The following is a 23,718-nucleotide window of genomic DNA, read 5'->3' on the forward strand; positions in this document are numbered from 1 at the left end:
AAAAATGAGAAAAGGGATCACCGGCGGGCGCCCGCCAGGGTGAGCAGGAAGGCGTACTCGCGGGCCGCCTGCTGGCGCGCGTTGCCCGGGCTGGTGCGGTGGCCGCCGTCGAGGGCCGTGCTGAGCAGATAGGGGCCCGCTCCCGTGCTGTGTTCCCGCAGGCGGGCCACCCACTTGAGCGGCTCCCAATAGGGCACCTGACTGTCGTGCAGCCCGGCCGTCACATAGACGGGGGGATAGGGGGCTGCATGCAGGTTGTCGTAAGGGCTCAGGCGGCGCATGGCGGCGTAATCGGCGGTAATGGCCGGGTTACCCCACTCGGCGTACTCCTGGCGGGTGAGCGGCAGTTCGGGATCGCTCATGGTGCCGATGAGATCGACAAAGGGCACCTGCAGCACGGCCCCGGCGAAGCGGGTCGGTGCCTGGTTGAGGGCCGCTGCCACCAGCAGGCCGCCGGCGCTGCCGCCCATGGCAAACAGCCGGGTGGGATCGATGGCGGGATCCCGGGCCAGCGCAGCGGCCACGGTCAGGAAGTCGTCCACGCTGTGCTGCTTGTGGCGGCCGCGTCCCGCCAGATACCAAGCATCCCCCAGCATGCCGCCGCCGCGCACGTGGGCGATGGCGTAGACGAAGCCGCGATCCAGCAGGCTCAGCACCTGCGGCTGGTAGTAGGGGCGCATGGGGGTGCCATAGGCGCCATAGCCGTAGAGCAGCAGCGCCTTAGGGGTGTGGATGTCCTTGCGCCACACCAGGGAGACCGGCACCTTGACGCCATCCTTGCCCACCACCCAGCGGCGCTCGCTCTGGTAGGGGGAGGGGAGGGCGGCCCGGGCGTCTGGCAGCCAGCGGCCGCTGGCGAGATCGAGCAGGCGCTGGTGCGGCGGCTCAGCCATGCCCTGGCGACGGATCAGGATCTGCCCGCTGGCGGGGTCGTGGGCGCCCTGGATCCAGGCCGTGCCGGCCCCCTCGGTCAGCAGCAGGCGATGGCTGAGCCGGCCGCGGCCATCCAGCACATCGAGCCAGTCATCCCCGTGATGGCGATACTGCAGCACCGTGTAGTCGGCAAACAGGCGCCACTTCTCGAGGCTTCTCTGCTCGCCAGACCAGAGCAGCTGCCACTCTCCCTTGGCCACCTGGCTCAGGTCGGCCACCTGATAGAGGCCGAGGGCACCGTCCCGGTTGCTCTTGAGCAGCACCCGCTCCCCCTGGGTATCCAGGTAGTACTCGAGGCCAGCCTGACGGGCCTTGAGCAGGGCAGGTTTTCCCTCGTCCAGCAGGTATTGCTCGGCGCTGTCGTGGTTGTTGCTCTGCAGCAGCAGGTGGCGCCGATCCGTGGTGCGATAGAGGCTGAGCAGCCAGGCGGGATCCGCCTCCTGGTGGATTTGCAGCTCCTTGCCATCGCGCCAGGCCCACAGCTGCCACGGGCGCAGGGTGCGAGGTTCGTTGGCTAGGGTGTAGAGGGTCTTGCCATCCAGGCTCCAGAGCAGATCGCTGGCCCGGTGCGTCAGGGTGGCCAGGGGCTTGCCGTCGGCCAGGTCGAGCAGGGTGATGCGGTAATCCCGATCCCCCTGCAGATCTTCGGCCAGGGCCAGCCAGCGCCCGTTCGGGTGCAGGGCCCAGCTGGCGAGCTCGTAGTAGCCGCTGGCCGGCTGGCGGGCCGCCAGCCGTTGGCGGGGCTCAGCCTGTTCGCTGTCTCGCTGCCACAGGCTGCCGTCGGCTTCCATCCGCCACTGGCTGTCCGCCTCGCTCAGCCACTCTTGTGGCATGGGTTCACCGCGTGCTTGCGCCTGCCACTCGGCCTGCAGAGCCTGCTCCAGCGGCCGCTGGCCGGCGAGCTGCTGCTCGGTCCAGCGGTTTTGCTCGCCCAGCAGGGCCAGCAGGGCGGGATCCTGGCGGCTGTCGTCGCGCCAGCCGCCATAGGGATCGAGCCGGGCCCTCTCCCCCTGCATCGGCAGCGGGCGGTGAGGGATAAGCGGGGCCGCGAGCGACGCCGATGTGGCGATGGCCTGGCTCGGGGTGCCGGCTGTCGCAATGGCAGCAGACTGGGCGGGCGCCGGATTGGCCAGCAGGCTGGCCAGCATCAAGAGTGCGTGCATCAGAGCCCCACAAAGGTGTAGCGCAGGCTGGCGCTCAGGGAGCGGCCGGTCTGGGTATAGAGGCCCTCATCCGTGCCCGCTTCCTGCCCGGCGACGTCCTGATAGCGGGTGTAGCGGGTGTCGAGCAGGTTATCGAGCTTGAGGTTGGCCTTGAGGGCGTCAGTGATCTGCCAGTCGGCGGTCAGGGCGAAGCTGAGCCAGCCGGCGGTTTTCATGCATTCACCCTGCTGCTTGGTCAGGCTGTTGCCGCAGGTGGGCACCCGGCTCATGGCGGTGGCGTAGTCGGCCTGCAGCCCCAGGCTCCAGTCGTTGGCCTGATAGCTGAGGCGGGTGTTGCCCTCAAGCGGGGTGAGGTTGCGCGGCGATTCGCCCTGGCTGGTCTTGCCGTCGACCCAGCCCAGCTTGGTGGCCAGCTCCCACTGCTGGGTCAGCCAGTAGCTGGCGGCGAGCTCGGCACCCCAGGTTTCGGATTTGGCGACGTTGCGGTATTGACGCAGCATGATCCCGTCATTCAGGCGAAAGCCCACCTGACGCCAGTCGATGAAGTTGTAGTAGCGGTTGTAGAACAGGGCCGGCTTGATGCTCCACTCATCCCCTTCGCCGCTCACCCCCCACTCGAAGCTGTGACTGGTCTCCTCCTTGAGGTTCGGGTTGGCGATGATCTCGAACGGCGGCAGGGCAAAGTAGTGGGGGATGTTGCCGTATACCTTGTCATAGGAGGGGGCGCTGAAACCGTTGGCGTAGCTCAGCCAGCTGCGCCACTGCTCGTTGAAGCGGTAGCTGGTGGCCAGGCTTGGCGAAAGGTGCCCACTGTGGTTGCTCTCGCCCCGACCGTCCTGCGGGCTCAGCCACTGCTGATCCATGCGCAGGGTCGGGGTGAACTGCCATTGGCCCAGGGTCGCCACGTCACCCAGCCAGATGCCAGCCCGATCGGTGCGGGCGCTGCTGAAGGGGGCGGACTGGCTAGGTTGGGGAATGCCGGCTTCCAGCATCAGTTTTTCTACTGGCCGCTCGTGCCGGGTGCGCTCCAGCTCGATGCCGTAGCTCAGCTTGTGCTTGATGGCACCGGTGACCAGATCGCGGCGGATATCCAGCTCGCTGCCGAGCAGGTGCTCGGTGAAGGTGGCCAGCTCACGTTCGCTGCGATAGCGGGGGTAGCCGCTCAGCTCGTCATTTTGCAGCAGGCTGCGCTTGTTGGCAGTGTTCTTGGCGTAGTTGCCGTGCAGGTTCCAGGTAAAGCGGTCGGCCAGCGCGTGGCCGAGATCCTGCGCCTCCCAGCTCAGCTTGCCGCCCTGAGAGCGTTGGGTTCCGTTCTCGCGATACTGGCGCACCTGCCACTTGCCGTCGGGCTGGGGAATTTCGTGCGGCCCCTGATCCCGCTTGGCGTTATCTTCGAAGTAGTCGAACTCAACGCGCAGCAGATGCTGTTCATTGAGGGTCAGGCTGGAGCTGGTGGAGGCGCTGAGGCCATCGAGATCCGCCGGAATGCGGTTCCGGTCGTAGTTGGCGGTCTCGTGCCCCTGCCAGCCGGAGAGGCGCAGCAGGTGGGCGCTCTCGCCCCAGCGGGCGGCGCCGGTGGCGCTCAGTTTCTGCTTGTCGCTGCTGCCATCGTGCAGCACCTTGCTGCTGAGGTAGGCATCCTGCCCCTGCAGGTAATCTTCCGGCTGCTTGGTGGTGATGACCACGGTGCCGCCGATGGCGTCAGAGCCGTGCAGGGCGGAACCGGCCCCTTTGGCCACTTCGATCTGCTTGACGTCATCGAGATCGAAGCTGAAACGGCCCACCTTGTCGTTGAGGTCGTTGGCGCCGAAGCCGTCGCTGACCCGGACCCCGTCCTTGATGATCAGCACCCGGTTGCCGCCAATGCCACGGATGGTGATATTTTGCGGCCGGCCCGCCGAGCCGGTCACCGAGACGCCGGGTTCGTTCTTGAACACGTCGGTGAGCTCGGTGGCGATTTGGCGCTCCAGATCCTCTTCGGTGATGACGGTGATGGAGCCCGAGATGTCGGACAGTTTCTGTTCGACCCGCTGACCCTTGACGACTATGGTCTCGCGCGCCTTGGGCGGGGTGGTGCCGGAGGTGTCTATTCCGGCGGGATCGCCTGCAGCCAGCGCTGTACCGGACAGCAGCATGGGCCAGTAGTGAAGTAGTGTTTTCATTGTGAGAATAATTATTATTTAAGCCTGAAGGCCGCGGATTATTGCAAAGAGGTCCAATCAGATCAACGATTGATAATCATTATCATTTTGTTTTTATGATCCTGATCAGGCTGCATTTTTTGATTGATGTGTCAGTAGCAAGGCGGGCCAACGTTTGCGCCTGCAGGGCGCTGGGTGGGTAGACAGGGGATGCGACGGGGGAGGGCGGCAACGAGCCTGCTTGGAGCTTTTCAGGTCATGCCCAGTTGCAGACGGCAATAAAAAACCCGCTGCAAGAGCGGGTTTTCAAGGGGCATGAGGCGGTTATCAGGGGGCGCGATAGAAGCGGTTCAGCTCGTTCATCACCTGGATCATGACGCCCATGTCGGGGGTGCCGTGCTTGATGGGACGGTAGCTGTTTCGCTCCAGCAGCTCGAAGTCACCCTGTTTGTTGAAGTGGGTGATGGTGTTGCCCTGATAGATGGCAAAGTCGCGCTGATCCCCCGCCAGCAGCCAGTTGCGCGGGCTGGTGTCGAACAGGTTGCGGCCGATGCTGTAGTCCCGTGGCGCATTGCGCACTCCCAGCATGCTCTGCATCAGGGTTGGCACCAGATCCAGGTGGCTGCTCACCGGGCTTGTCGGCAGGCTATCGTTGCCCGGCCAGGCCAGCACGAACGGCACCTGCACCTGATAGGGCGAGTAGTTGGTGCCATAGCCCCAGCTGTTGTTCTGGGTCTCGTTGAACTCCTGACCGTGGTTGGCGGTGACCACGACGATGGTCTGCTCGCCAAGCCCCTGCTGTTGCAGCTGGGCCAGCATCTGTTCCAGCAACTGGTCGGTATAGAAGACCGCATTCTTGTAGCGGTTCTCCAGCTTCACCAGATTCTCGGCCTGATAGGCGGTGGCCGGGTTGAACTTGGTGAGCTCCGGCTGGAAGGGCCCCTTCACGTTGGCCGGCAGCTGATAGTCGCCCGGGCTCGACAGATAGACCAGTGAGAACCAGGGTCGGTCTGGCGAGCGCTTGGCAAGCCACTGCTGCCAGTCGCCGATGAGCTGGGTGTCGTTGGTCTGCTCGGAGACGAACACCTGCTTGCGCAGGCCGGAGAGAATGCTTTGGCGGTACTTCTGGGCATCTTCCAGCGCGCCGAACAGGCCGAACTGGTAGTCCTGGCGCAGCATCTCGTCGAACAGCACCGGCGGCGTCTTGTCGTTGCGAATGTCGTCGTAGTAGTGGCCCGGCAGGCCGTAGAACAGGCTGAACATCCCCATCACATCGTCGTTGCCGCCGCTCATGTGGTTGGCAAAGTTGAGGTGCTGATCCGCATAGCGCTGCAGATTGGGCATGTTGATGTTGTTGAGCATGTCGGCCCGCAGGGAGTCGACTACCACGATCAGCAGGTTCTTGTGAGTCAGCGGGGCGTTGACGCTGAGCGGGCGCAGCGGGTAGCGCAAGCGGCTCGCATTGTCACCATCCTGTGATTCGGCCTTCTTCTCGTACTGATCCAGATCCAGCCAGCCGTGCTTGGCGAGGAAGCTCTTGGCGGTCATCGGGTAGGAGAGCGGGAAGTTGGCGCGCTGCATGGTGATGGGCTGATACAGGGTGGCATCGGCCCAGCTGTTGACCACGTGGGTCAGGATGAAGCAGACCAGCAGGGCCAGCCCCACCTGATTGCCGTACTGACGGCGCTTGCGCTTGTTGATCTTGCGCCAGACATAGGCCGACAGCAGCAGCTGCACCAAGAAGATGGTGGGCACCGCCACGAAGATGATGCTCCAGATCGAGCCCTCCTCGGTCTGGGCCTGATCCAGCAGCAACTGCCACACCTGGCCGTTCAAGTGGAACTTGAACAGCTGGAACACCTGGGTGTCGATGAGCAGCAGCACCAACGCCAGGGTGGCGATGATGGCAGAGATGAAGCGCAGCGGCTTCTCTTTGGGCAGCACGAAACTCAGGGGGAAGATCGTCAACAGATAGGTGACAAAGCTCAGAAACGAGAAGTGACCGATCCAGCTGATGATGAGATAGGTCACGCCGAGCGTGGTCGACGGCCAGCTGATTGCCCCCAGGTAGCGGGTGGCAATCAGCATGGCCAGAATGATGTTGAAGAAGGAGAACCAATGCCCCCAGGTGATCAGGCGAGAAACATTATCACGATAGGGGTTGCCGGTTTCGACCATAGTGATCCATCTGCTTGAAAAACATCAAAGAATGCGAAGAGACTCAGTGAGCATCGTGGCGATGATCCACCGAGGCGGTGAGCGCCTGGATGTATTTTTCGGTGATCGCCTGACGCTGGGCCGGGGCCATGCCATTGATGATATTGGTGGTCAGGTTGCCGAGCACCATCAGACTCAGATCTACCGGCGCCTTGTGCTTCTCCAGGGCGGTGATCAGGTCGTTCATCAGGGCGTCAAACTGCTCGTTATTGTACTTTGATACGATGGGCATAATCTTGGGTTCATCTCGGTTCAAAGCGCCTTATAATACTTCACCCTTTCGGCTAACACTATGGCTTTGTGACATGAGTCTCGATATCGACAAGATCATTCTTCACTCCCTGCGCCAGGGCGGCGATGGTCAACCTCACGCCGACACCCGCAGCCAGCTTCTGCCTGCCGATGAGGCGGTACAGGGGCTGATGGCGGAGCTGCATCGTATTTACAACGGCAAGGGGGGCAAGGGCTTCGGCTTCTTTGCCGACCCCGAGGCCGCCGTCGCCGAGCTGACGGAGGGGGAGATCGCCCCCAAACAGCCTTCTCCGCTCTTTCGCATCGCCCTCGAACGGCTGCTCGGCGAACAGACCGACTTTGTCCCCTTCTCGGTCGAGATGACCCAGCTGCTGGTCAAGCAGCTGGTGGAGCACGCCCTCGACGAGCAGGGGGTGCTGCTGTTTGCCAAATACAACTACGTGGGGGTGGATTATCTGATGATCGCCCTGCTGGAGGGCAAGGAGAGCGTCACCGTCAGCGAGGCGCTCGAGCTGCGCCACATCCAGTATCTGGATATCGGCAAATTGAACCTGGTGGCCCGCATCGATCTGACCGAATGGAAAACCCAGCCGGATTCGCGCCGTTATATCACCTTCAGCAAGGGCCGGGTCGGTCGCAAGCTGGGTGACTTTTTCATGGATCTGCTGGGTGCCCGCGAGGGGATGGATGCCAAGATCCAGAATAAGGGGCTGCTGCAGGCGGTGGACGATTATTGCGACAGCCGCCAGCTGGAGCCGGCCGAGCGCAACGACTACAAGAAACAGGTCTTCAAATATTGCACCGAGCAGGCCAGCGCCGGTGAAGAGATCGAGATCAAGGAGCTGTCGGCGGAATTGCCGGGCGATGGAGATCTCGATTTTTACAGCTTCATCGGTCAGGAATACGAGCTGGAAGATCGCTTCCCGGCCGACCGTTCGACCCTGCGCGGCTTGACCAAGTTCGTCGGCTCCGGTGGCGGGCTGACTTTGAGCTTCGAGCAGAAGCTGCTCAACAGCCGGGTGTTCTACGATCCCCAGACCGATACCCTGACCATCAAGGGGGTCCCGCCCAACCTCAAGGATCAGCTGCTGCGTCAGTCGTAATGTGATCTGCTTTCCAGTTTTGGCAAAAAGACACCGCACTTCGCTGCGGTGTCTTTTTATTTAACGGGGTAGGCAGCAGCGAAACCAACTCGGTGCTTTGTTAACAAATTAAACAGAATAATCCCCGTGAAAGGGTTTTCAGTGAGGTGAAAACCCTTTCATTCATGTTTTTTTATTTCTCTTTGGTAATTTAATTTCTTAATTTGGCGATAAATATGCCAATAAATGGCGATAACCCCCTGAAATAAGAAAATGTTTTCAGAACTTTCTGGAAGAAAATACGTAATTGCGTTTCAAAAATGCGAGTTGCGTCATGTGAGGCGGTAACGGCTTGGGATAATATTCATCTCGCACACAATGCTCTTACAGCGCGGAACTAATACAAGGAAAGGCTCATGAAAAAGAAATTGCTGTCATCCCTGATCGGTCTGGCTACTCTGGGCGTGGCTTGCTCTGCCACTGCCGCCATTGACGAAGGTCAACTGACCATCTGGATTAACGGTGACAAGGGATACAATGGTCTGGCCGAAGTAGGTAAGAAGTTTGAAGCCGAAACCGGCATCAAGGTGACGGTTGCGCACCCTGATCAGGTGGAAGTGAAATTCCAGCAAGCCGCTGCCACCGGCAACGGCCCGGACATCTTCTTCTGGGCTCACGACCGTTACGGTGAGTGGGTCAAGGCCGGTCTGCTGGTCCCCGTGACCCCGAATGCAGCCACCAAAGCCAAGTTTGAACAGTTCGCCTGGGATGCCATGACCGTCGATGGCAAGACCTACGGCTACCCGGTTGCCGTGGAAGCGGTCAGCCTGATTTACAACAAGGATCTGCTGCCGGAGCCGCCGAAGACCTTCGAAGAGATCGCCAAGATTGACGAGACTCTGAAGAAGAACGGCAAGCGCGCCATCATGTGGGCCTATGACACCCCCTATTTCAGCTACCCGCTGGTGGCTGCCAACGGTGGTTATGCCTTCAAGAAAACCGCTACCGGTTATGACGTGAAAGATACCGGCGTGGCCAACGCGGGTGCCAAGGCAGGTGTGGGCTACATCTCCGAGATGATCAAGTCCGGTCACCTAGAAAAAGGCATTGACTACGGTGTGATGGACGCCAAGTTCAACAAGGGCGAAGTGGCCATGATGATCAACGGTCCTTGGGCCTGGAGCAACCTGGACAAGAGCGGCATCAAGTACGGCGTAGCGCCGCTGCCGACCCTGAAGGGCAAACCGGCCAAGGCCTTCGTTGGCGTGCTGGGTGCCACCATCAACGCCGCCAGCCCGAACAAGGATCTGGCCATCGAGTTCCTGGAAAACTACCTGCTGACCGACGCCGGTCTGGCACCGGTCAACGCCGACAAGCCGTTGGGCGCCGTGGCGCTGAAGTCTTTCCAGAAGACCCTGGAATCCGATCCGCACATCAAGGCCACCATGCAAAATGCCCAGAATGGCGAGCCGATGCCGTCCGTGCCTGAGATGAGCCGTTTCTGGTCCTCCTTCGAAACTGCCCTCAAGAACGTAACCTCCGGCCGTCAGAGCGTTGACGAAGCCCTGGATACCGCTGCCAAGCGTATCGTTCAGTAAGCACGCACTACCCGGGAGGCCGCAACGGCCTCCCACTCTCTCAAATCTCTCTTGGCGTTATAAAGGTTAATTGGCATGGAAGTAGTACCTTCTATTGAATCCTATGCCGGTCCGAAGGATAAGCACACCTGGCTTAAGTGGACCATTGCTGCTCTGGTAGCCATCCTCAACGGTTATGCAGCCGTGATGATGTACGCCAGCGGTGAGTGGGTATTCGCTCTGCTGGACCTGGTGGTGGTCTCCGTCGGTCTGTATGTCTTCATGAACAAGAAGACCTATGCCCACCGCTATATCTTCCCCGGTGTGGCCGGCATGGTTGTTTTTATCATCTTCCCTCTTGCCTACACGATCGGCATCGCCTTCACCAACTATTCGGGATCCAACCTGCTCTCCATCGAGCAGGCGCGAGATTACCATCTGAAAAAAACCTACAAGGTGGCGGGCGGTGAATTCGATTTCACCCTCTTGGGTGGTGAGAACAATCAGTTTCAGCTGCTGCTGAAACAGGACGACCAATCCTTTATCAGTCAACCCGTTACCCTGATGAGCAACAAGGCCCGTGAACTGGCTGTCCGCGAGGGCAGAGTCCATGAGCCGGTACAGGTTGTTCAACTGCAACCCCTGGCAGGGGAGGCCGTGGACAAGGTGGCACCCATCCGGGCCATCGTTGACCATCGCACCCACCTGAGCGCACTCGATCTGGTGCTGCCGGATGGCGGAACCCACCTGACCCTGAGCAGCCTGCGCAAGTTTGCCGCCCAGAAGCAGCAGTACACCCGTCTGCTGGACGGTGCCGTGCTCAAGTCCGGGGTGGTGATCAAAGACAGCAACCTGCTGCGTGACAACCAGAGCGGCGAGCTGATGCTGCCCAACGGCGACACCGGCTTCTATCAATACATCGACGAGCAGGGCCAGTTTGTCGGCAAGAGCGTGGCGCCAGGCTTCGTGGTGAGCGTGGGCTGGAAGAACTTCGCCCGCATCGTCACCGATCCGGGTATCCAGGCACCGTTCCTGCAGATCTTCGTCTGGACCGTGATCTTCTCCGCCTGTTCGGTGGGCTTCACCCTGGCCATCGGCATGGTGCTGGCTTGTCTGGTGCAGTGGGAGTCCCTCAAGGGGCGCGGCTTCTACCGGGTCATGCTGATCCTGCCCTATGCCATCCCGGCGTTCATCTCCATCCTGGTGTTCAAGGGCTTGTTCAACCAGAACTTCGGTGAGATCAACCTGTTCCTGGAAGCGGCGTTCGGCATCAAGCCGGACTGGTATACCAACCCCTTCCTGGCCAAGGTGATGATCCTCATCGTCAATACCTGGCTTGGCTACCCCTACATGATGATCCTCTGCATGGGCCTGCTCAAAGCCATTCCGGAAGATCTCTATGAAGCGTCCGCCATGGACGGTGCCGGTCCGGTGCAGAACTTCTTCAAGATCACCGTACCGCTCTTGATGAAGCCGCTGACCCCGCTGTTGATTGCCTCGTTCGCCTTCAACTTCAACAACTTCGTGCTCATCCAGTTGTTGACCAACGGCGCGCCGGACATCATAGGCGCCAGCACCCCGGCCGGTACCACCGACTTGCTGGTGAGCTACACCTACCGGATCGCGTTCCAGGGCTCGGGTGGTCAGGACTACGGTCTGGCCAGTGCCATCGCCACCGCCATCTTCCTCATCGTGGGTGCGCTGGCCTTGCTCAACCTGAAATTGTCCAAAGCCGACAAGCAACTGTAAGGAGGCTTCAACATGGCAATCGTACAACCCAAATCAGTCAAATACCGGGTGTGGGCAACCCACCTGGTGATGTGGGGCTTCCTGGCACTGATCATCTTCCCGCTGATCATGGTCATCGCCATCTCGTTTAGAAACGGCAACTTCGCGGTAGGGGAGATCATCCCCTCCAACCCGACCCTGGATCACTGGAAGCTGGCGCTGGGCATGTCCATCACCAACGCCGACGGCAGCATCACGCCGCCGCCGTTCCCGGTGCTGACCTGGTTGTGGAACTCCATCAAGATCGCGGGCATCACCGCCCTGATGATAGTGGTGCTCTCCACCACCTGTGCCTACGCATTTGCCCGCCTGCGTTTTCGTGGCAAGTCCACCATCCTGCAGGGCATGCTGATTTTCCAGATGTTCCCGGCGGTGCTGGCACTGGTGGCCATCTATGCGCTCTTCAACAAGATTGGTGACTACATCCCCTGGCTGGGTCTCAACACCCACGGCGGCCTGATCCTGGCCTACATGGGCGGCATCGCCCTGCACGTCTGGACCATCAAGGGCTACTTCGAGACCATCGACTCCTCCCTGGAGGAAGCGGCGGCCATCGACGGTGCCACCCCGTGGCAGGCATTCCGCCTGATCCTGCTGCCCCTGTCGGTGCCCATCCTGGCGGTGGTGTTCATCCTGGCCTTCATCGGTTCCATTACCGAGGTGCCCATGGCCTCCATCCTGCTGCAGGATGTGAACAATCTGACCCTGGCGGTCGGGGCCCAGCAGTACCTCTATCCGCAGAACTACCTGTGGGGTGACTTTGCCGCGGCGGCCGTGCTGTCGGGCTTCCCCATCACAGTGGTGTTCCTGCTCGCACAGCGCTGGCTGGTAGGTGGTCTCACTGCCGGCGGCGTGAAAGGTTAAGGTTCATGGCCGGGGGAGCCGACTCCCCCGCCATCACGATTTGCAAAGATTCAAGAGCGGAGCTCGACATGGCTGAAGTAGTACTCAACAACGTTCGCAAAAATTACGACCCGGCTGTTCACAAGGACACCCTGCGCAATATCAACCTGGCCATCAAGGAAGGGGAGTTCATCGTCTTCGTCGGTCCGTCCGGTTGCGGCAAGTCCACCTTGCTGCGGATGATCGCGGGTCTGGAAGACATCACCAGCGGCGAGCTGACCATCGGCGGTCGTTACATGAACGACGTACCGCCGGTAGAGCGCAACGTGGGCATGGTGTTCCAGTCCTATGCCCTCTATCCGCACATGAACATCTACGAGAACATGGCCTTTGGCCTGAAGCTCAAGAAGATGGACAAGGAGAACATCCACAAGCGGGTGATGCGTGCCGCCGAGATCCTGGGTCTCGAGCCGCTGCTGGACCGCAAGCCCAAGGCACTCTCCGGCGGTCAGCGCCAGCGGGTCGCCATCGGCCGCTCCATCGTCCAGCAGCCGCAGGTGTTCCTGTTTGACGAGCCTCTGTCCAACCTGGATGCCGCCCTGCGGGTCAAGATGCGCATCGAGATCGCCAAGCTGCACAAGGAGCTCAACTCCACCATCATCTACGTGACCCACGACCAGGTGGAGGCCATGACCCTGGCCAACCGCATCGTGGTGCTGAGCCCCCTCAAGGGTGAGGCGACCACCAACCTGGAGCAGTTCGGCACCCCGCTCGAGCTCTACCACAACCCGGACAACAAGTTCGTGGCCGGTTTCATCGGCTCTCCCAAGATGAACTTCTTGGCCGGCGAGTTGGTGGAGATTGGCGAGCAGGAGTGCGTGGTCAAGCTGACCACCGGCGATACCGTGCGTGCCCGGGTCGATGCCCGTAGCGGCGCAGTCGGCGACAAGGTGGAGCTGGGCATTCGTCCCGAGCACCTGGTGCCGCTGGATCACCCCCATGCTGACAGCAAGGTGAGCGGGGTGGTACAGGTGGCTGAACACCTGGGGGCCGAATCCTTCGTCTACATGGACGTGGCAGGCCACGACTTCACCGTCAAGGCCAGCTCCGACGTGGACGTGGCCACCGGTCAGCAGTACAGCGTCGGTATTCCGGCCGAGGCCTGCTACCTGTTCGATGCCAAGGAGCAAGCCTTCCCGCGCACGGCCAAATACATCCGCACCTGACCAGGGGCGGCTGCCGAGGTTTTCCTTTCTTTAGTCAATGCCTTTTTGCCGGTCGCAAGACCGGCTTTTTATTGCCTGCCGTTTGGCGAAAACGGCAGGCGAGGTGGCAGGGCTCAGCCCTCGAGTGCGGCGGTAATGTCGGGCACGAAGTGCTGGCTGGCCAGCGGCGGGCGCTCATACCCCTCGGTGTTGATGGGGGGCAGGGTGATGGGCTCGTAGTGGATCGCCTCATAGGGCACCTTGCCCAGCAGGTGGGAGATGCAGTTGAGGCGGGCACGGCGCTTGTCGTCCGCCTCCACCACGAACCAGGGGCAATCCTCGGTGTCGGTGTAGGTGAACATGTCGTCCTTGGCGCGGGAGTACTCCACCCAGCGCGAGCGGGACTGCAGGTCCATCGGGCTGAACTTCCAGCGCTTGATGGGGGTGTTGATCCGCTCCTTGAACCGTTTCTCCTGCTCCTCGTCGCTGACCGAGAACCAGTATTTGATCACCGTGATGCCGGCGCGGATCAGCATCCGCTCGAACTCGGGGCAGGCGCGCAGAAACTCGCGATACTCGTTGTCGCTGCAAAAACCCATTACCCGCTCGACCCCGGCCCGGTTGTACCAGGAGCGGTCGAACAGCACCATCTCGCCGGCGGCGGGCAGGTGCGCCACGTAGCGCTGAAAGTACCACTGGGAGCGCTCGCGATCCGAGGGGGCGGGCAGCGCCGTGACCCGGCAAACCCGGGGGTTGAGGGGCTCGGTGATCGCCTTGATGACGCCCCCCTTGCCAGCGGCATCGCGCCCCTCGAACAGCACCACTACTTTGAGCCCCTCCTGCTTGACCCACTCCTGCAGCTTGACCAGCTCCTCCTGCAGATGGGCCAGGTGGTGCTCGTAGGTTTTCTTTTCCAGGCGCGGGCGCTTCTTGCTCTTGTCCTTCGGCATGTTCGTCTCCTTATTGAGTCCTTTCCAGATTGCACCAGGCAGGCGTCACTGCCAAGAGGGTCGTGCTACACTGCCGCCCCGTCAATAGTCGGCACCAGAAACAGGAGAAAACATGAAGCAATTTATGGAGATCGCGGGCCGCCAAATGGCCTATCTGGACGAGGGGCAGGGCCCGGTACTGTTGTTTGGTCACAGCTACCTGTGGGACAGCGCCATGTGGGCGCCGCAAATCGAGGCTCTCAAGGGGCAGTATCGCTGCATCGTGCCCGAGCTGTGGGGCCACGGCGACTCCGACGCACTGCCCGAGGGGGCCTGCACCCTGGCAACCCTGGCCCGCGATCATCTGGCGCTGCTCGATGCGCTCGGCATCGATGAGTTCGTGCTGGTGGGGCTCTCCATCGGCGGCATGTGGGGCGTCGAGCTGGCACGCATGGCTCCCGCACGCCTCAAGGGCCTGGTGCTGATGGACAGCTTCGTCGGCCTCGAGCCGCAGATCACCTGCGAGCGCTACCTCGGCATGCTGGCGATGATCGAGCAGCTTGGCACCATCCCGGCCCCCATCGTCGAACAGGTGGCGCCGCTGTTTTTTGCCGACCAGCCGGATGCCGACCTGATGAGCGGCTTCAAGGCACGTCTCGCCGCCTGGCCGGCCGACAAGGTGGCCGCCATGGTGGCGGTGGGCCGCAGCTTCGTGACCCGCGAGGATCGCATCGAGTGGCTGGAAGAGATGGCCGTGCCTGCGCTGGTGATGACCGGCAGTCAGGACAAGGCTCGGCCGGTGCTGGAAGGCTACCTGATGGCCGAGGTGCTGGGTTGCCCGTTCAAGGAGGTCCCGGCGGCCGGCCACATCTCGTCGCTGGAAAATCCGGCCTTCGTCAATGAGCAGCTCGGCGCGTTTCTGGCTGCGCTCTAAGGTGTGTACTGAAGATAAACAAGAAGGGAGCCGATGGCTCCCTTCTTGTTGTGCGAGTGTGTGGCCTAGTCGTTGGCTGCGGTGCCGGCTACCAGATGTAGCCGATCCCCACGCCGGCATAGAGTTCGCCAGTGTGTTGGACCAGCGGGCTGTGCTCGATGTCGCCGTCATACCATTCGTAGTTCATGGCAAACATGCCAATCCAGTTGGGGCTGAAGCGATAGCTGGTGATGAGCGCCGCCATCGGGGAGAGGGTTGACCCCGTATCCCAGGCCGGGCGCTGGGCGGTGGCCTCGCTTTCGGAGATGCCGCCGAAGTAGTAGTTGGCCAGCTTGTCGCTGCGCAGCATCAGCCCCATCCCCGGCATGATCAGCAGCTTGTCGCGCAGGATGGGAAAATCGGCCCACAGCAGCAGCTCCTGGCCCTTGCTGCGGCCGCTGATGTCGCTGCTGGCCCGCACGGTCAAGAGGGCGTAGGGCGTGATGAGGTTGCCACCGATCCCCCCTCCAGCTGCCCCTTGCGCTCGTCCATGCCGGTAAACGCCGGTTCATCGGCGGGATCCAGATTGCCAAAGCGCACCCGGCCATAACCGTAGAGGGCAACGCGCTCATCCTTGTGCAGGTAGTAGCGGGCGCGGTCTCCCAGGTACATGAATTGCTCGCCGAAATAGAGAAAGCCCGGAATGGGGTAGAGGGTGTTGTCTTGCGCCTGATAGCGGGCCTGCCCGCCGAGGAGGACGGCGCCGCCCACCAGCCCCCGTGGCACCGGGCTGCTGGGGTTGGTACTGGAGAGCAGATCCAGCGAGCCGAGGTCGATGTCGGCCCGGGCTGGCAGCACGGTGAGGAGCAGGGCCGCCAGCCCCGCCCGTTTGATGGATTGCAACACGCGCATGGACACTCCGTTGTCACTGATGGTGGGACGACTATCGCACTATTTGGTCGCGGCGGGCAGCTCTTCGCGCTTGGGCCAGGCGTTGAGCACCGCCTTGACCAGGGTGGCGAGGGGAATGGCGAAGAAGACCCCCCAGAATCCCCACAGGCCGCCGAATACCAGCACGGCGATGATGATGGCCACCGGATGGAGGTTGAGCGCCTCGGAGAAGAGGATGGGCTCCAGCACGTTGCCGGTGAGCACCTGAATAACGGTGTAGACCACCATCAGCCAGGTGAACTCCGGCGTCAGTCCCCACTGGAACAGGGCCACCATGGCCACCGGTACCGTCACCGCCGCGGCGCCTATGTAGGGGATCAGCACCGAGAAGCCGACCGCCACCGCCAGCAGCACCGAGTAGCGCAGCCCCAGCATGGCGAAGGCCACATAGCTGATCACCCCGACGATCAGGATCTCGATGACCTTGCCGCGGATGTAATTGAGGATCTGCTCGTTCATCTCCACCCAGACCCGGTTGACCAAGGTGCGGTTGCGCGGCAGGAAGCGGCGCAGTCCGCCCATCAGGATCTGCTTGTCCTTGAGCATGAAGAACACCATCAGCGGCACCAGAATGGCGTAGATGAGGATGGCCACCACGTTGATGAGGGAGCTGAGGGAGGCGCTCACCAGCTGCTCGCCCCCGGTCAGGATGCGCTGGCGGATGTTGTCGATGATGGTCTCTACCAGGGTGACGTTGATGAGCTCGGGGTACTGCTCCGGCAGGGTGCGCACATAGTCCTGGGCATGGGAGAGCATGGCCGGCGACTCCTTGGCCAGATTCAGCCCCTGGCTTGCCAGGGTCGGGATGAGCCCGAGGAACGCCATGGCGGTGAGGGCGATGAACAGCAGCAGGATGAGACTGGTGGCCAGGGTGCGCGAGAGCCCGGCCCGCTGCAGCCGGCTCACCGGCCACTCCAGCAGGTAGGCCATCACCAGTGCCACCAAGAGCGGCGCCAAGAGATCGCCGAACAGCCAGAGCACGGCGAAACAGGCCACCAGCAGCAGGAACAGGGTGACGGCATCGGGATCGGAGAAACGGGTCCGATACCAGCGCTTGATGACTTCTAACATGGCGACATCCTTAGGTTACTGGGGCTTGCCGTGGTGCTGGGCCCCGACCACCAACTGCAAAGAGAGGGTATTGTCTGGCGCCTCCTGCAACGTGAAGGCATGACCCTGGCGTTGCAGATAGGCGGGAATGTCCTGCCGGGAGCCGGCATCGGCCAGCCGGATGGACAGGGATTGACCGGCGTTGGCCTGACGCAGCCAGAGCTTGAGCCGGATCAGCGGCTCGGGGCAGCGCCAGGGGGTCAGGTCGAGGTATTCCATGGAGGCTCCATCGCGCGTGAGGCGGCTATTATGGCCGTGATGAGAGCGCGAAACAACGCTTGTAGCCCTTGATGGGCAAGGGTATTCTGCCGGTGTCCCGGTAGGGTCTGATTGGAGATAGAGATAACGTGGCACGCTTTTCCCCCCTGATGGCATCGCTCCCCCTGCTGGCTTCCCTGATGGGTGCCACTTTCCATGCCCAGGCCAACAACCAGCTTCCCGACATCGGCACCGCCGGGGTGGCCGCCCTGCCCATCGAACAGGAGGTGCGCTACGGCAACGCCTTCATGCGCTTTGCCCGGGCCGGCTTGCCGATCATCGATGATCCCGTCTTGAGCCAGTACATCGACGATCTGGGCCAGCGGCTGCTCTCCAACGCCGATGGCGTGCGTTTCCCGTTCACCTTCTTCCTTATCAACGACCCCAGTATCAACGCGGCCGCCTTCCTCGGCGGGCGGGTCAAGGTGCACACCGGCCTGTTTCTCTATGCCGACAGCGAGAGCGAACTCGCCTCGGTACTGGCGCACGAAATCACCCACGTGACCCAGCGCCACATCGCCCGCTACATGGAAGCGCAGGCGAGCAGCTCCGCCATGACCCTGGCCGGGCTGGTGGGCTCCATCGCGCTGGCGGTGATCAACCCCACCGCCGGGATCGCCGCGCTGCAGACCACGCTCGGTCTCTCCATGCAGTCGGCCATCAACTACACCCGCGACAACGAATACGAAGCGGACCGGATCGGCATGAAGACTCTCTACGACGCCGGTTTCGATCCCATGGGCATGGCCAACTTCTTCCAGAAGCTGGCGGCCGAGTATCGCTACGCCAGCAAGCCGCCCGAGATGCTGCTGACTCACCCGCTGCCGGAGACCCGGATCAGCGAGGCGCGCGCCCGGGCGGGCAGCTATGGCCGCCGGGATCTGCCGCCGAGTCTCGACTTCTGGCTGGCCAAGGTGCGCATCCAGGTGCGTTTCGGCACCGAGAGCCCGCAAGCCCTGCTCACCTATTTTGACAACCGCCTGCAGAAGGGGGACTACCCGCTCAAGGATGCGGCCACTTACGGCAAGGCGCTGGCGCTGCTGCAGCTCAAGCGCACCGACGAGGCCGACGCCCTGATGCAGGAGCTGGCGACTCGCCACCCGGAAGATCTGTTCGTGGTTGATGCCCTCACCGACATCGACTTGGCCAAGGGGCGCAGCGCCCAGGCCATCGCCCGGCTCGAGAAGTTCCGCACCCGCATGCCGGACAACGAGGTGGTGGTGGTGAACCTCGGCAACGCCTATCTGGAAGGGGGTAATTACAAGAAGTCCATCGCCATTCTCGACCCCTATGCCCGCGAGCACGAAGAGAACAACCTGGCCTGGAGCCTGCTCTCCGATGCCTATCGCAAGGCGGGCAGGATGACCGATCTGCACATGGCTCGGGCCGAGATGCTCTCCCTGCGGGGTGACTACCAGGCGGCCATCGACGAGCTGATCGTGGCGCGCGGCACCACCAACGACAAGTTGACCCTGGCCAGGTTGGAGGCGCGCATCACCGAGCTGGAGCGGGCCAAGAAGGATCTCGACAGCCTCAAGGGTTGACGGGCCAGCGGCTCTCACTCGTGACAAGGGCGCCCCAGGGGCGCCCTTGTTGTTTTATGATGGCGAAGAGAATGGCGGGAACGCCAGCGGGCTGGCTTTTTCGCAAGGATTTGGGTGCTCAGTGGCCCACTGATTTGACGGATGCCCTGAGGGCCTCGAGTCGTGATGGGTTGAGTTCGCCAACCAGGGTCTGCTGGAGCTTGCCCTCACCATCGAGCAGATAGCTGGTGGGCAGCCCGGCGGGGTGGGGGAAGGGGAGGCTCGCCTCCTGCCTGGCGATGAGCAGTGGCACCTTGATGTGGTACTGCCCGGCCAGTTTGGCGAGCTCGGCCGGGGTGGCCGGGTCGTAGTTGACCATCACCACGGCAGTTTGCCCCTCATGAGCCAGCGCCTCCAGCAGCGGTATCTCCCGCAGGCAGGGGGCACACCAGGGGGCGAAGTAGTTGACCAACAGCGGCTTGCCGGCAAAGTCGGCCAGGGCCACCGGCTGATTCTGGCTGTCGGTGAACGGAGGCGCCGGGCTGCAGGCTGTCAGCAGGCCGGCCACAATCAGCCAACAAATTCGTTTCAATTCCTGCACTCTCGCGCTTACCCTGACCATCAGTTTCCCCTACAATAGCGCCGTTTCTTGTCCCATCTTGCGATTAATCAGGGAGTTATCATGAGCGAGACCCAAATCTACCACAATCCGCGCTGCTCCAAGAGCCGTGAAACCCTGGCCTTGCTGGAACAGCACGGGATCGCCCCGGATGTGGTGCTCTATCTGGAGCAGGCTCCGAGCGAGGAAGAGATCCGCACCCTGCTGAGCCAGCTGGGGTTCAGCGATCCGCGCCAGCTGATGCGCACCAAGGAGGATCTCTACAAGGAGCTGGGCCTTGGCGAGGTGAACGGCGATGATCTCATTCGCGCCATGCACCAGCATCCCAAGCTGATCGAGCGGCCCATCGTGATCAAGAACGGTCAGGCCCGCATCGGCCGTCCGCCCGAGCAGGTGCTGGAGATCCTCAAGTGAGCACCCGCTTCGCCCGTCTGCTGACCCTGGTCGGCTTCTTCGGCCTGCTGGGTTGGGTCATCCTCTGGCATCTGTGGCTCTCGCCCCACCCGGATCTCAACCCCTGGCTGCTGCCGGTGATCTGGACGGTGCCGCTGCTGTTCCCGCTCAAGGGGATCGTGCAGGGCAACCCCTACACCCACGCCTGGGGCAACTTCGTGCTGATGCCCTACTTCCTGCACGCCCTGACCCTGATCACCACGGACGAGGGGGAGCGGTGGCTGGCGGTGGTGGAGTTGGTGTTCACCGTGCTCGCCTTCATCGGCACCATCTATTACGCCCGTCTGCGCGGCCGTGAGCTGGGCCTGAGCATTCGCAAGAAGAAGGGCGAGCCTTCGGCGCAAGACCACTGAGGCCCGCGTCAGCGCGCCTGCTATCTGCAAACCGGACCTGGAGTCCGGTTTTTTATGGGTGCGCAGCCCCGACACGACCGGGGCTGACCTGACAGCGGGTGGGCTAAAATCTTGCTGGCAACGCAGATGTCCACTGTATCTCGCTGATCTTGCAGCAACTATGTCGACGTGATCACATCTTGGCCGTTGCGAGGTGGGAGGGGGCGGGCGGCTGACTATCCTCATTAAGCTCCCATACAGCGGCAGCCGTTAGCCTGTCGTTTTCACCAGCCTTGAGTGATGCACCCTATGAAACGCCAATCCCGCCCCTTGCTCCAGAAAACCCTGTCGGCCTTGACCATGGCCCTGTCGGTCAGCTCGCTGGCCGATGCCTGCACCCGCGCCGTTTATCAGGGCGACGGCGGTCTGGTTGTGACCGGCCGCACCATGGATTGGCGCGCCGCCATGCCGACCAACCTCTGGGCCTTGCCGCGCGGCATCGAACGGAAGGGGGCGGCGGGGCCGCACTCCATGACGTGGAACGCGCGCTATGGCTCCCTGGTTGCTGCAGGGTTTGACGCGGGCACCGCCGATGGCATGAACGAGAAGGGGCTGGTGGCCAACCTGCTCTACCTGACCGAGTCCGAGTATGTGACTCCGAGTGACAAGGATCCGCGCAAGACGCTCTCCATCTCCCTCTGGGCCCAGTATGTGCTGGACAATTTTGCCACCGTCAGCGAGGCGGTTGCCGCCCTGTCGAAGGACGAGTTCTATGTGGTGACCACCCTGACGCCGGATGGCAAGCCGGGCCAGCTACACCTCTCCATCTCGGATGCCAGCGGTGACTCGGCCATTTTCCAGTACGTGGATGGCAAGTTGCAGATCCACCATGACCGCAGCTATCAGGTGATGACCAACTCCCCCGTGTTCGACAAGCAGCTGGCACTCAACGAATACTGGGAGGAGATAGGCGGGCTCACCATGCTGCCGGGCACCAACCGGTCGGCGGATCGTTTCGCCCGGGCCTCTTTTTATATCAAGACCCTGCCCAAGACGGATCAAGCCAATGAGGCCGTGGCCGGTGTGATGAGTGTGATGCGCAACGTCTCGGTGCCCATGGGGATCAGTACACCGGATCAACCCAATATCTCCACCACCCTGTGGCGCAGCGTGTCGGATCAACAGCATCGCCGCTACTTCTTCGAGCTGACCCATCTGCCCAATACCTTCTGGGTGAGCATGGACCAGCTGGACTTGAGTGCGGGCGCCCCGGTCAAGAAACTCCCGCTGACCGAGCGTCAGCTCTATGCGGGGGAAACAGCGGACAAGTTTGTGCCGGCCAAGGCGTTCACCTTCCTGCCTGCCACGCCAGGGGCCTGATGAAGCGTTGGTAGAAGGCCCCTCACGGGGCCTTTTTTATGGCCACAAGCCGGCGTGGCCGCCGGTTTCGCGATAGTGGGCCAGCTGCTGCACGCTGTGGTTCATCAGCTGGGGGTAGAAGCGCAGAAAGCCCGCTTCGCACTCATGCCATTGCGCCTCCTTGAGGGTGAGCAGCGCATCGCCGAGCGGCAGGGGGCGGCGCAGCCGGCGGCCGATGCCGTTGAGGGCCTGCGCCAGCCCCTCTTTGTGCTGATAGGAGGCGATCCAGTTCTGCTCCGCCATCCGTCGGAGGGGCAGCGGTAATCCATCCGGCAGGCTGTCTGCATCCACCAGCAGGTGCCGGTAACTCTGCTGCAGGAAGCGGGGCAGGGCCTCGTCATGAAACTGCGGCCAGTGCAGGCTGAGCCAGTGGTCGTAGAGCATGTCCACCAGGATGCCGCCAAAGCGGCGCCAGGGGGCCTCGAAGCAGGCCACCGCCGCCCTGTGTTCGGGGTGGCTGTCGGTGAAGGTGTCTATCTTGCGGTGCAGCCAGATCCCCTCGTCGAGTTCGGTGCCGAGCGTGCTCGGCAGGGCGCCCTTGACGAAATCCCCCAGCAGGTTGCCGGTGAGAGAGCTGTGGGTATGGGCTGCCAGATGCAGGTGAGCCAGATAGTTCATGAAGGGTGACGTCAGCCAGGGGAATTGTCGCTGAGCCTAGCGGATCCGGCGGCCCTTGCCTATGGGAACGGGCGCTTGGCCGTGAGGAAGTGCTTCCCTCCATGACCGCCGGCTGGGTAGAGTGCAGCATGGCTGGCGCTTTGTGGCGCCCATCATTATCACGAGGAGCATGCACATGTTGACCCTGATCGAGGGCGCCGAACTCTATGGCCCGACTGCGCTGGGCCGCCAGGATCTGCTGGTGGCCGATGGCCGCATCGCTTGGATGGGCCGGGGCTTGTCAGTCCCCGCCGACTGGCCGCTGGCGCGGGTCGATGGTCGCGGCCGCTATCTGGTGCCCGGGCTGGTGGATCCGCTGGCCCACATCACCGGGGGCGGCGGCGAGGGGGGCTTTGCCTTTCGCACGCCCGAACTCGCTGCGAGCGAGGCCCTCAAGGCGGGGGTGACCACCCTGGTGGCGGCGCTCGGTACCGATAGCCTGACTCGCAGCCCGGCCCAGGTGCTCGGCAAGGTGCGCGAGTTTCGCGCCGCCGGGGTGAGCGCCTTCATGTATACCGGCTCCTACCATCTGCCGGTCAAGACCCTCATCGGCACGGTGGAGTCCGACATCATGCTCATTCCCGAGGTGCTGGGGGTGGGGGAGGTGGCCATCAGCGATCACAGATCCAGCGCGCCGACCCACGACGAGCTGGCCCGCCTGGTGAGCGAGGCGCGGGTGGCCGGGCTGCTCGCCGGCAAAAGCGGGGTCAGCTTCTTTCATCTGGGGGACGGGCGCGGGGCGCTGGCGCCGCTGCGGGCTTTGCGCGATGGCACCGACATCCCGCTGCGCCAGCTCTATCCCACCCATTGCAACCGCAATCCCTGGCTGTTTGCCGAGGCCATCGAGTGGGGGCGGGCCGGCGGCTGGGTCGATCTCACCACCTCGAGCTTTCCGGACTTGCTGGACGATGGTGAGCTGCTGGCGGCCGATGCCCTGGTGGAGCTGCTGGCGGCCGGGGTGTCCGCCGATCGTATCAGCTTCAGCTCGGACGCCAACGCCAGCCTGCCGCGCTTCGATGGCGAGGGGCGCCTCATCGAGCTGCGTTGCGGCAAGATAGGCAGTCTGTGGCAGACGCTGGTGGAGAGTTGCGACAAGGGGGTCGCGCTGGAGGTGGCGCTGGCAGTAGTGACGGCCAATCCGGCCAGGGCGCTGGGGCTGGCGACCAAGGGCACGCTGGCGGTGGGGCAGGATGCGGATCTGCTGCTGATCGAACCCGATACGCTTATCATCGAGCGGGTGATGAGCGGCGGCCGCTGGCGCACCTGAAGGCCGCTAGTTGACGGCAGGGTTATTACGCCTAGTTCCCCCTTTTAAACGACAAGTCCGGCAGCAGTGCCGGGCTTGTCGTTGTT

20 protein-coding genes and 1 pseudogene are annotated in these 23,718 nt (G+C 62.5%); 11 read left to right on the forward strand and 10 right to left on the reverse strand.

Features of this window, described 5'->3' with window-relative positions:
* Positions 1-17 precede the first annotated feature (17 nt).
* The 4 genes from ACPDZI_RS08005 to ACPDZI_RS08020 all read right to left on the reverse strand — a co-directional run bounded on the left by ACPDZI_RS08005 (position 18) and on the right by ACPDZI_RS08020 (position 6,686).
* The gene (locus ACPDZI_RS08005) at positions 18-2,096 is read right to left on the reverse strand and encodes a prolyl oligopeptidase family serine peptidase (protein ID WP_438834313.1); all 2,079 of its coding nucleotides are present in this window, start codon (positions 2,094-2,096) and stop codon (positions 18-20) included.
* Complete coding sequence (locus ACPDZI_RS08010) at positions 2,096-4,258, reverse strand: TonB-dependent hemoglobin/transferrin/lactoferrin family receptor (RefSeq protein ID WP_438834314.1); 2,163 nt, start codon at positions 4,256-4,258, stop codon at positions 2,096-2,098. The genes ACPDZI_RS08005 and ACPDZI_RS08010 overlap by 1 nt, the downstream gene beginning before the upstream one ends.
* A gap of 306 nt (positions 4,259-4,564) precedes the next feature.
* Positions 4,565-6,415, reverse strand: coding sequence for a DUF3413 domain-containing protein (locus ACPDZI_RS08015; protein WP_438834315.1), 1,851 nt, complete (start codon positions 6,413-6,415; stop codon positions 4,565-4,567).
* 43 nt (positions 6,416-6,458) lie between these two features.
* Positions 6,459-6,686 (reverse strand): DUF1414 domain-containing protein, encoded by a 228-nt coding sequence (locus ACPDZI_RS08020; protein ID WP_011705556.1) that lies wholly within the window; start codon positions 6,684-6,686, stop codon positions 6,459-6,461.
* A gap of 73 nt (positions 6,687-6,759) precedes the next feature.
* Here ACPDZI_RS08020 and yejK point away from each other — a divergent pair, with 73 nt between their 5' ends.
* The 5 genes from yejK to ACPDZI_RS08045 all read left to right on the forward strand — a co-directional run bounded on the left by yejK (position 6,760) and on the right by ACPDZI_RS08045 (position 13,222).
* The gene (gene yejK, locus ACPDZI_RS08025) at positions 6,760-7,809 is read left to right on the forward strand and encodes a nucleoid-associated protein YejK (RefSeq protein WP_438834316.1); all 1,050 of its coding nucleotides are present in this window, start codon (positions 6,760-6,762) and stop codon (positions 7,807-7,809) included.
* 395 nt (positions 7,810-8,204) lie between these two features.
* On the forward strand, positions 8,205-9,386 hold the full coding sequence (malE, locus tag ACPDZI_RS08030) for a maltose/maltodextrin ABC transporter substrate-binding protein MalE (RefSeq protein WP_011705558.1): 1,182 nt from the start codon (positions 8,205-8,207) through the stop codon (positions 9,384-9,386).
* A 75-nt stretch (positions 9,387-9,461) separates the two neighbouring features.
* Positions 9,462-11,114 (forward strand): maltose ABC transporter permease MalF, encoded by a 1,653-nt coding sequence (gene malF, locus ACPDZI_RS08035; RefSeq protein WP_045526271.1) that lies wholly within the window; start codon positions 9,462-9,464, stop codon positions 11,112-11,114.
* Positions 11,115-11,126: 12 nt separating this feature from the next.
* Positions 11,127-12,017, forward strand: coding sequence for a maltose ABC transporter permease MalG (malG, locus tag ACPDZI_RS08040; RefSeq protein WP_005299600.1), 891 nt, complete (start codon positions 11,127-11,129; stop codon positions 12,015-12,017).
* Between the two features lie 68 nt (positions 12,018-12,085).
* Positions 12,086-13,222, forward strand: coding sequence for an ABC transporter ATP-binding protein (locus ACPDZI_RS08045; protein WP_011705560.1), 1,137 nt, complete (start codon positions 12,086-12,088; stop codon positions 13,220-13,222).
* Positions 13,223-13,335: 113 nt separating this feature from the next.
* Here ACPDZI_RS08045 and ppk2 read toward each other — a convergent pair whose 3' ends face one another.
* The gene (gene ppk2, locus ACPDZI_RS08050) at positions 13,336-14,151 is read right to left on the reverse strand and encodes a polyphosphate kinase 2 (protein ID WP_146061844.1); all 816 of its coding nucleotides are present in this window, start codon (positions 14,149-14,151) and stop codon (positions 13,336-13,338) included.
* A gap of 112 nt (positions 14,152-14,263) precedes the next feature.
* Between ppk2 and ACPDZI_RS08055 the strand changes: the two genes are divergently transcribed.
* Positions 14,264-15,064, forward strand: coding sequence for an alpha/beta fold hydrolase (locus tag ACPDZI_RS08055; protein WP_017409933.1), 801 nt, complete (start codon positions 14,264-14,266; stop codon positions 15,062-15,064).
* Positions 15,065-15,152: 88 nt separating this feature from the next.
* Here ACPDZI_RS08055 and ACPDZI_RS08060 read toward each other — a convergent pair.
* The 3 genes and pseudogenes from ACPDZI_RS08060 to ACPDZI_RS08070 form a co-directional block, all read right to left on the reverse strand.
* A pseudogene (locus ACPDZI_RS08060) lies at positions 15,153-15,955 on the reverse strand (MipA/OmpV family protein).
* 39 nt (positions 15,956-15,994) lie between these two features.
* A complete protein-coding gene (locus tag ACPDZI_RS08065) occupies positions 15,995-17,065 on the reverse strand; it encodes an AI-2E family transporter (protein WP_438834317.1) in 1,071 nt (356 codons plus the stop codon).
* Positions 17,066-17,080: 15 nt separating this feature from the next.
* A complete protein-coding gene (locus ACPDZI_RS08070; RefSeq protein WP_011705565.1) occupies positions 17,081-17,323 on the reverse strand; it encodes a sulfurtransferase TusA family protein in 243 nt (80 codons plus the stop codon).
* 128 nt (positions 17,324-17,451) lie between these two features.
* On the opposite strand from ACPDZI_RS08070, the gene ACPDZI_RS08075 reads away from it, so the two are divergent.
* Entirely contained in the window at positions 17,452-18,906 is a 1,455-nt protein-coding gene (locus ACPDZI_RS08075) for a beta-barrel assembly-enhancing protease (protein ID WP_348981351.1), read from the forward strand.
* 118 nt (positions 18,907-19,024) lie between these two features.
* Here the strand turns inward: ACPDZI_RS08075 and ACPDZI_RS08080 are convergent, their stop codons facing one another.
* Complete coding sequence (locus tag ACPDZI_RS08080; RefSeq protein WP_438834318.1) at positions 19,025-19,507, reverse strand: TlpA family protein disulfide reductase; 483 nt, start codon at positions 19,505-19,507, stop codon at positions 19,025-19,027.
* Between the two features lie 60 nt (positions 19,508-19,567).
* Here ACPDZI_RS08080 and arsC point away from each other — a divergent pair, with 60 nt between their 5' ends.
* The 3 genes from arsC (at position 19,568) to ACPDZI_RS08095 (ending at position 21,669) form a co-directional block, all read left to right on the forward strand.
* Complete coding sequence (arsC, locus tag ACPDZI_RS08085; protein ID WP_045790161.1) at positions 19,568-19,918, forward strand: arsenate reductase (glutaredoxin); 351 nt, start codon at positions 19,568-19,570, stop codon at positions 19,916-19,918.
* Positions 19,915-20,310, forward strand: a complete 396-nt coding sequence (locus ACPDZI_RS08090; RefSeq protein ID WP_016350325.1) for a DUF2069 domain-containing protein — start codon at positions 19,915-19,917, stop codon at positions 20,308-20,310. The genes arsC and ACPDZI_RS08090 overlap by 4 nt, the downstream gene beginning before the upstream one ends.
* Positions 20,311-20,598: 288 nt before the next feature.
* Positions 20,599-21,669, forward strand: coding sequence for a linear amide C-N hydrolase (locus tag ACPDZI_RS08095; RefSeq protein ID WP_438834319.1), 1,071 nt, complete (start codon positions 20,599-20,601; stop codon positions 21,667-21,669).
* Positions 21,670-21,705: 36 nt separating this feature from the next.
* Here ACPDZI_RS08095 and ACPDZI_RS08100 read toward each other — a convergent pair whose 3' ends face one another.
* On the reverse strand, positions 21,706-22,326 hold the full coding sequence (locus ACPDZI_RS08100) for an ACP phosphodiesterase (protein WP_408798504.1): 621 nt from the start codon (positions 22,324-22,326) through the stop codon (positions 21,706-21,708).
* A 175-nt stretch (positions 22,327-22,501) separates the two neighbouring features.
* Between ACPDZI_RS08100 and iadA the strand changes: the two genes are divergently transcribed.
* On the forward strand, positions 22,502-23,632 hold the full coding sequence (gene iadA / locus ACPDZI_RS08105) for a beta-aspartyl-peptidase (RefSeq protein ID WP_438834320.1): 1,131 nt from the start codon (positions 22,502-22,504) through the stop codon (positions 23,630-23,632).
* Positions 23,633-23,718 lie beyond the last annotated feature (86 nt).

The sequence above is a fragment of the Aeromonas oralensis genome, assembly GCF_049665575.1.
Lineage (GTDB): Bacteria > Pseudomonadota > Gammaproteobacteria > Enterobacterales > Aeromonadaceae > Aeromonas > Aeromonas hydrophila.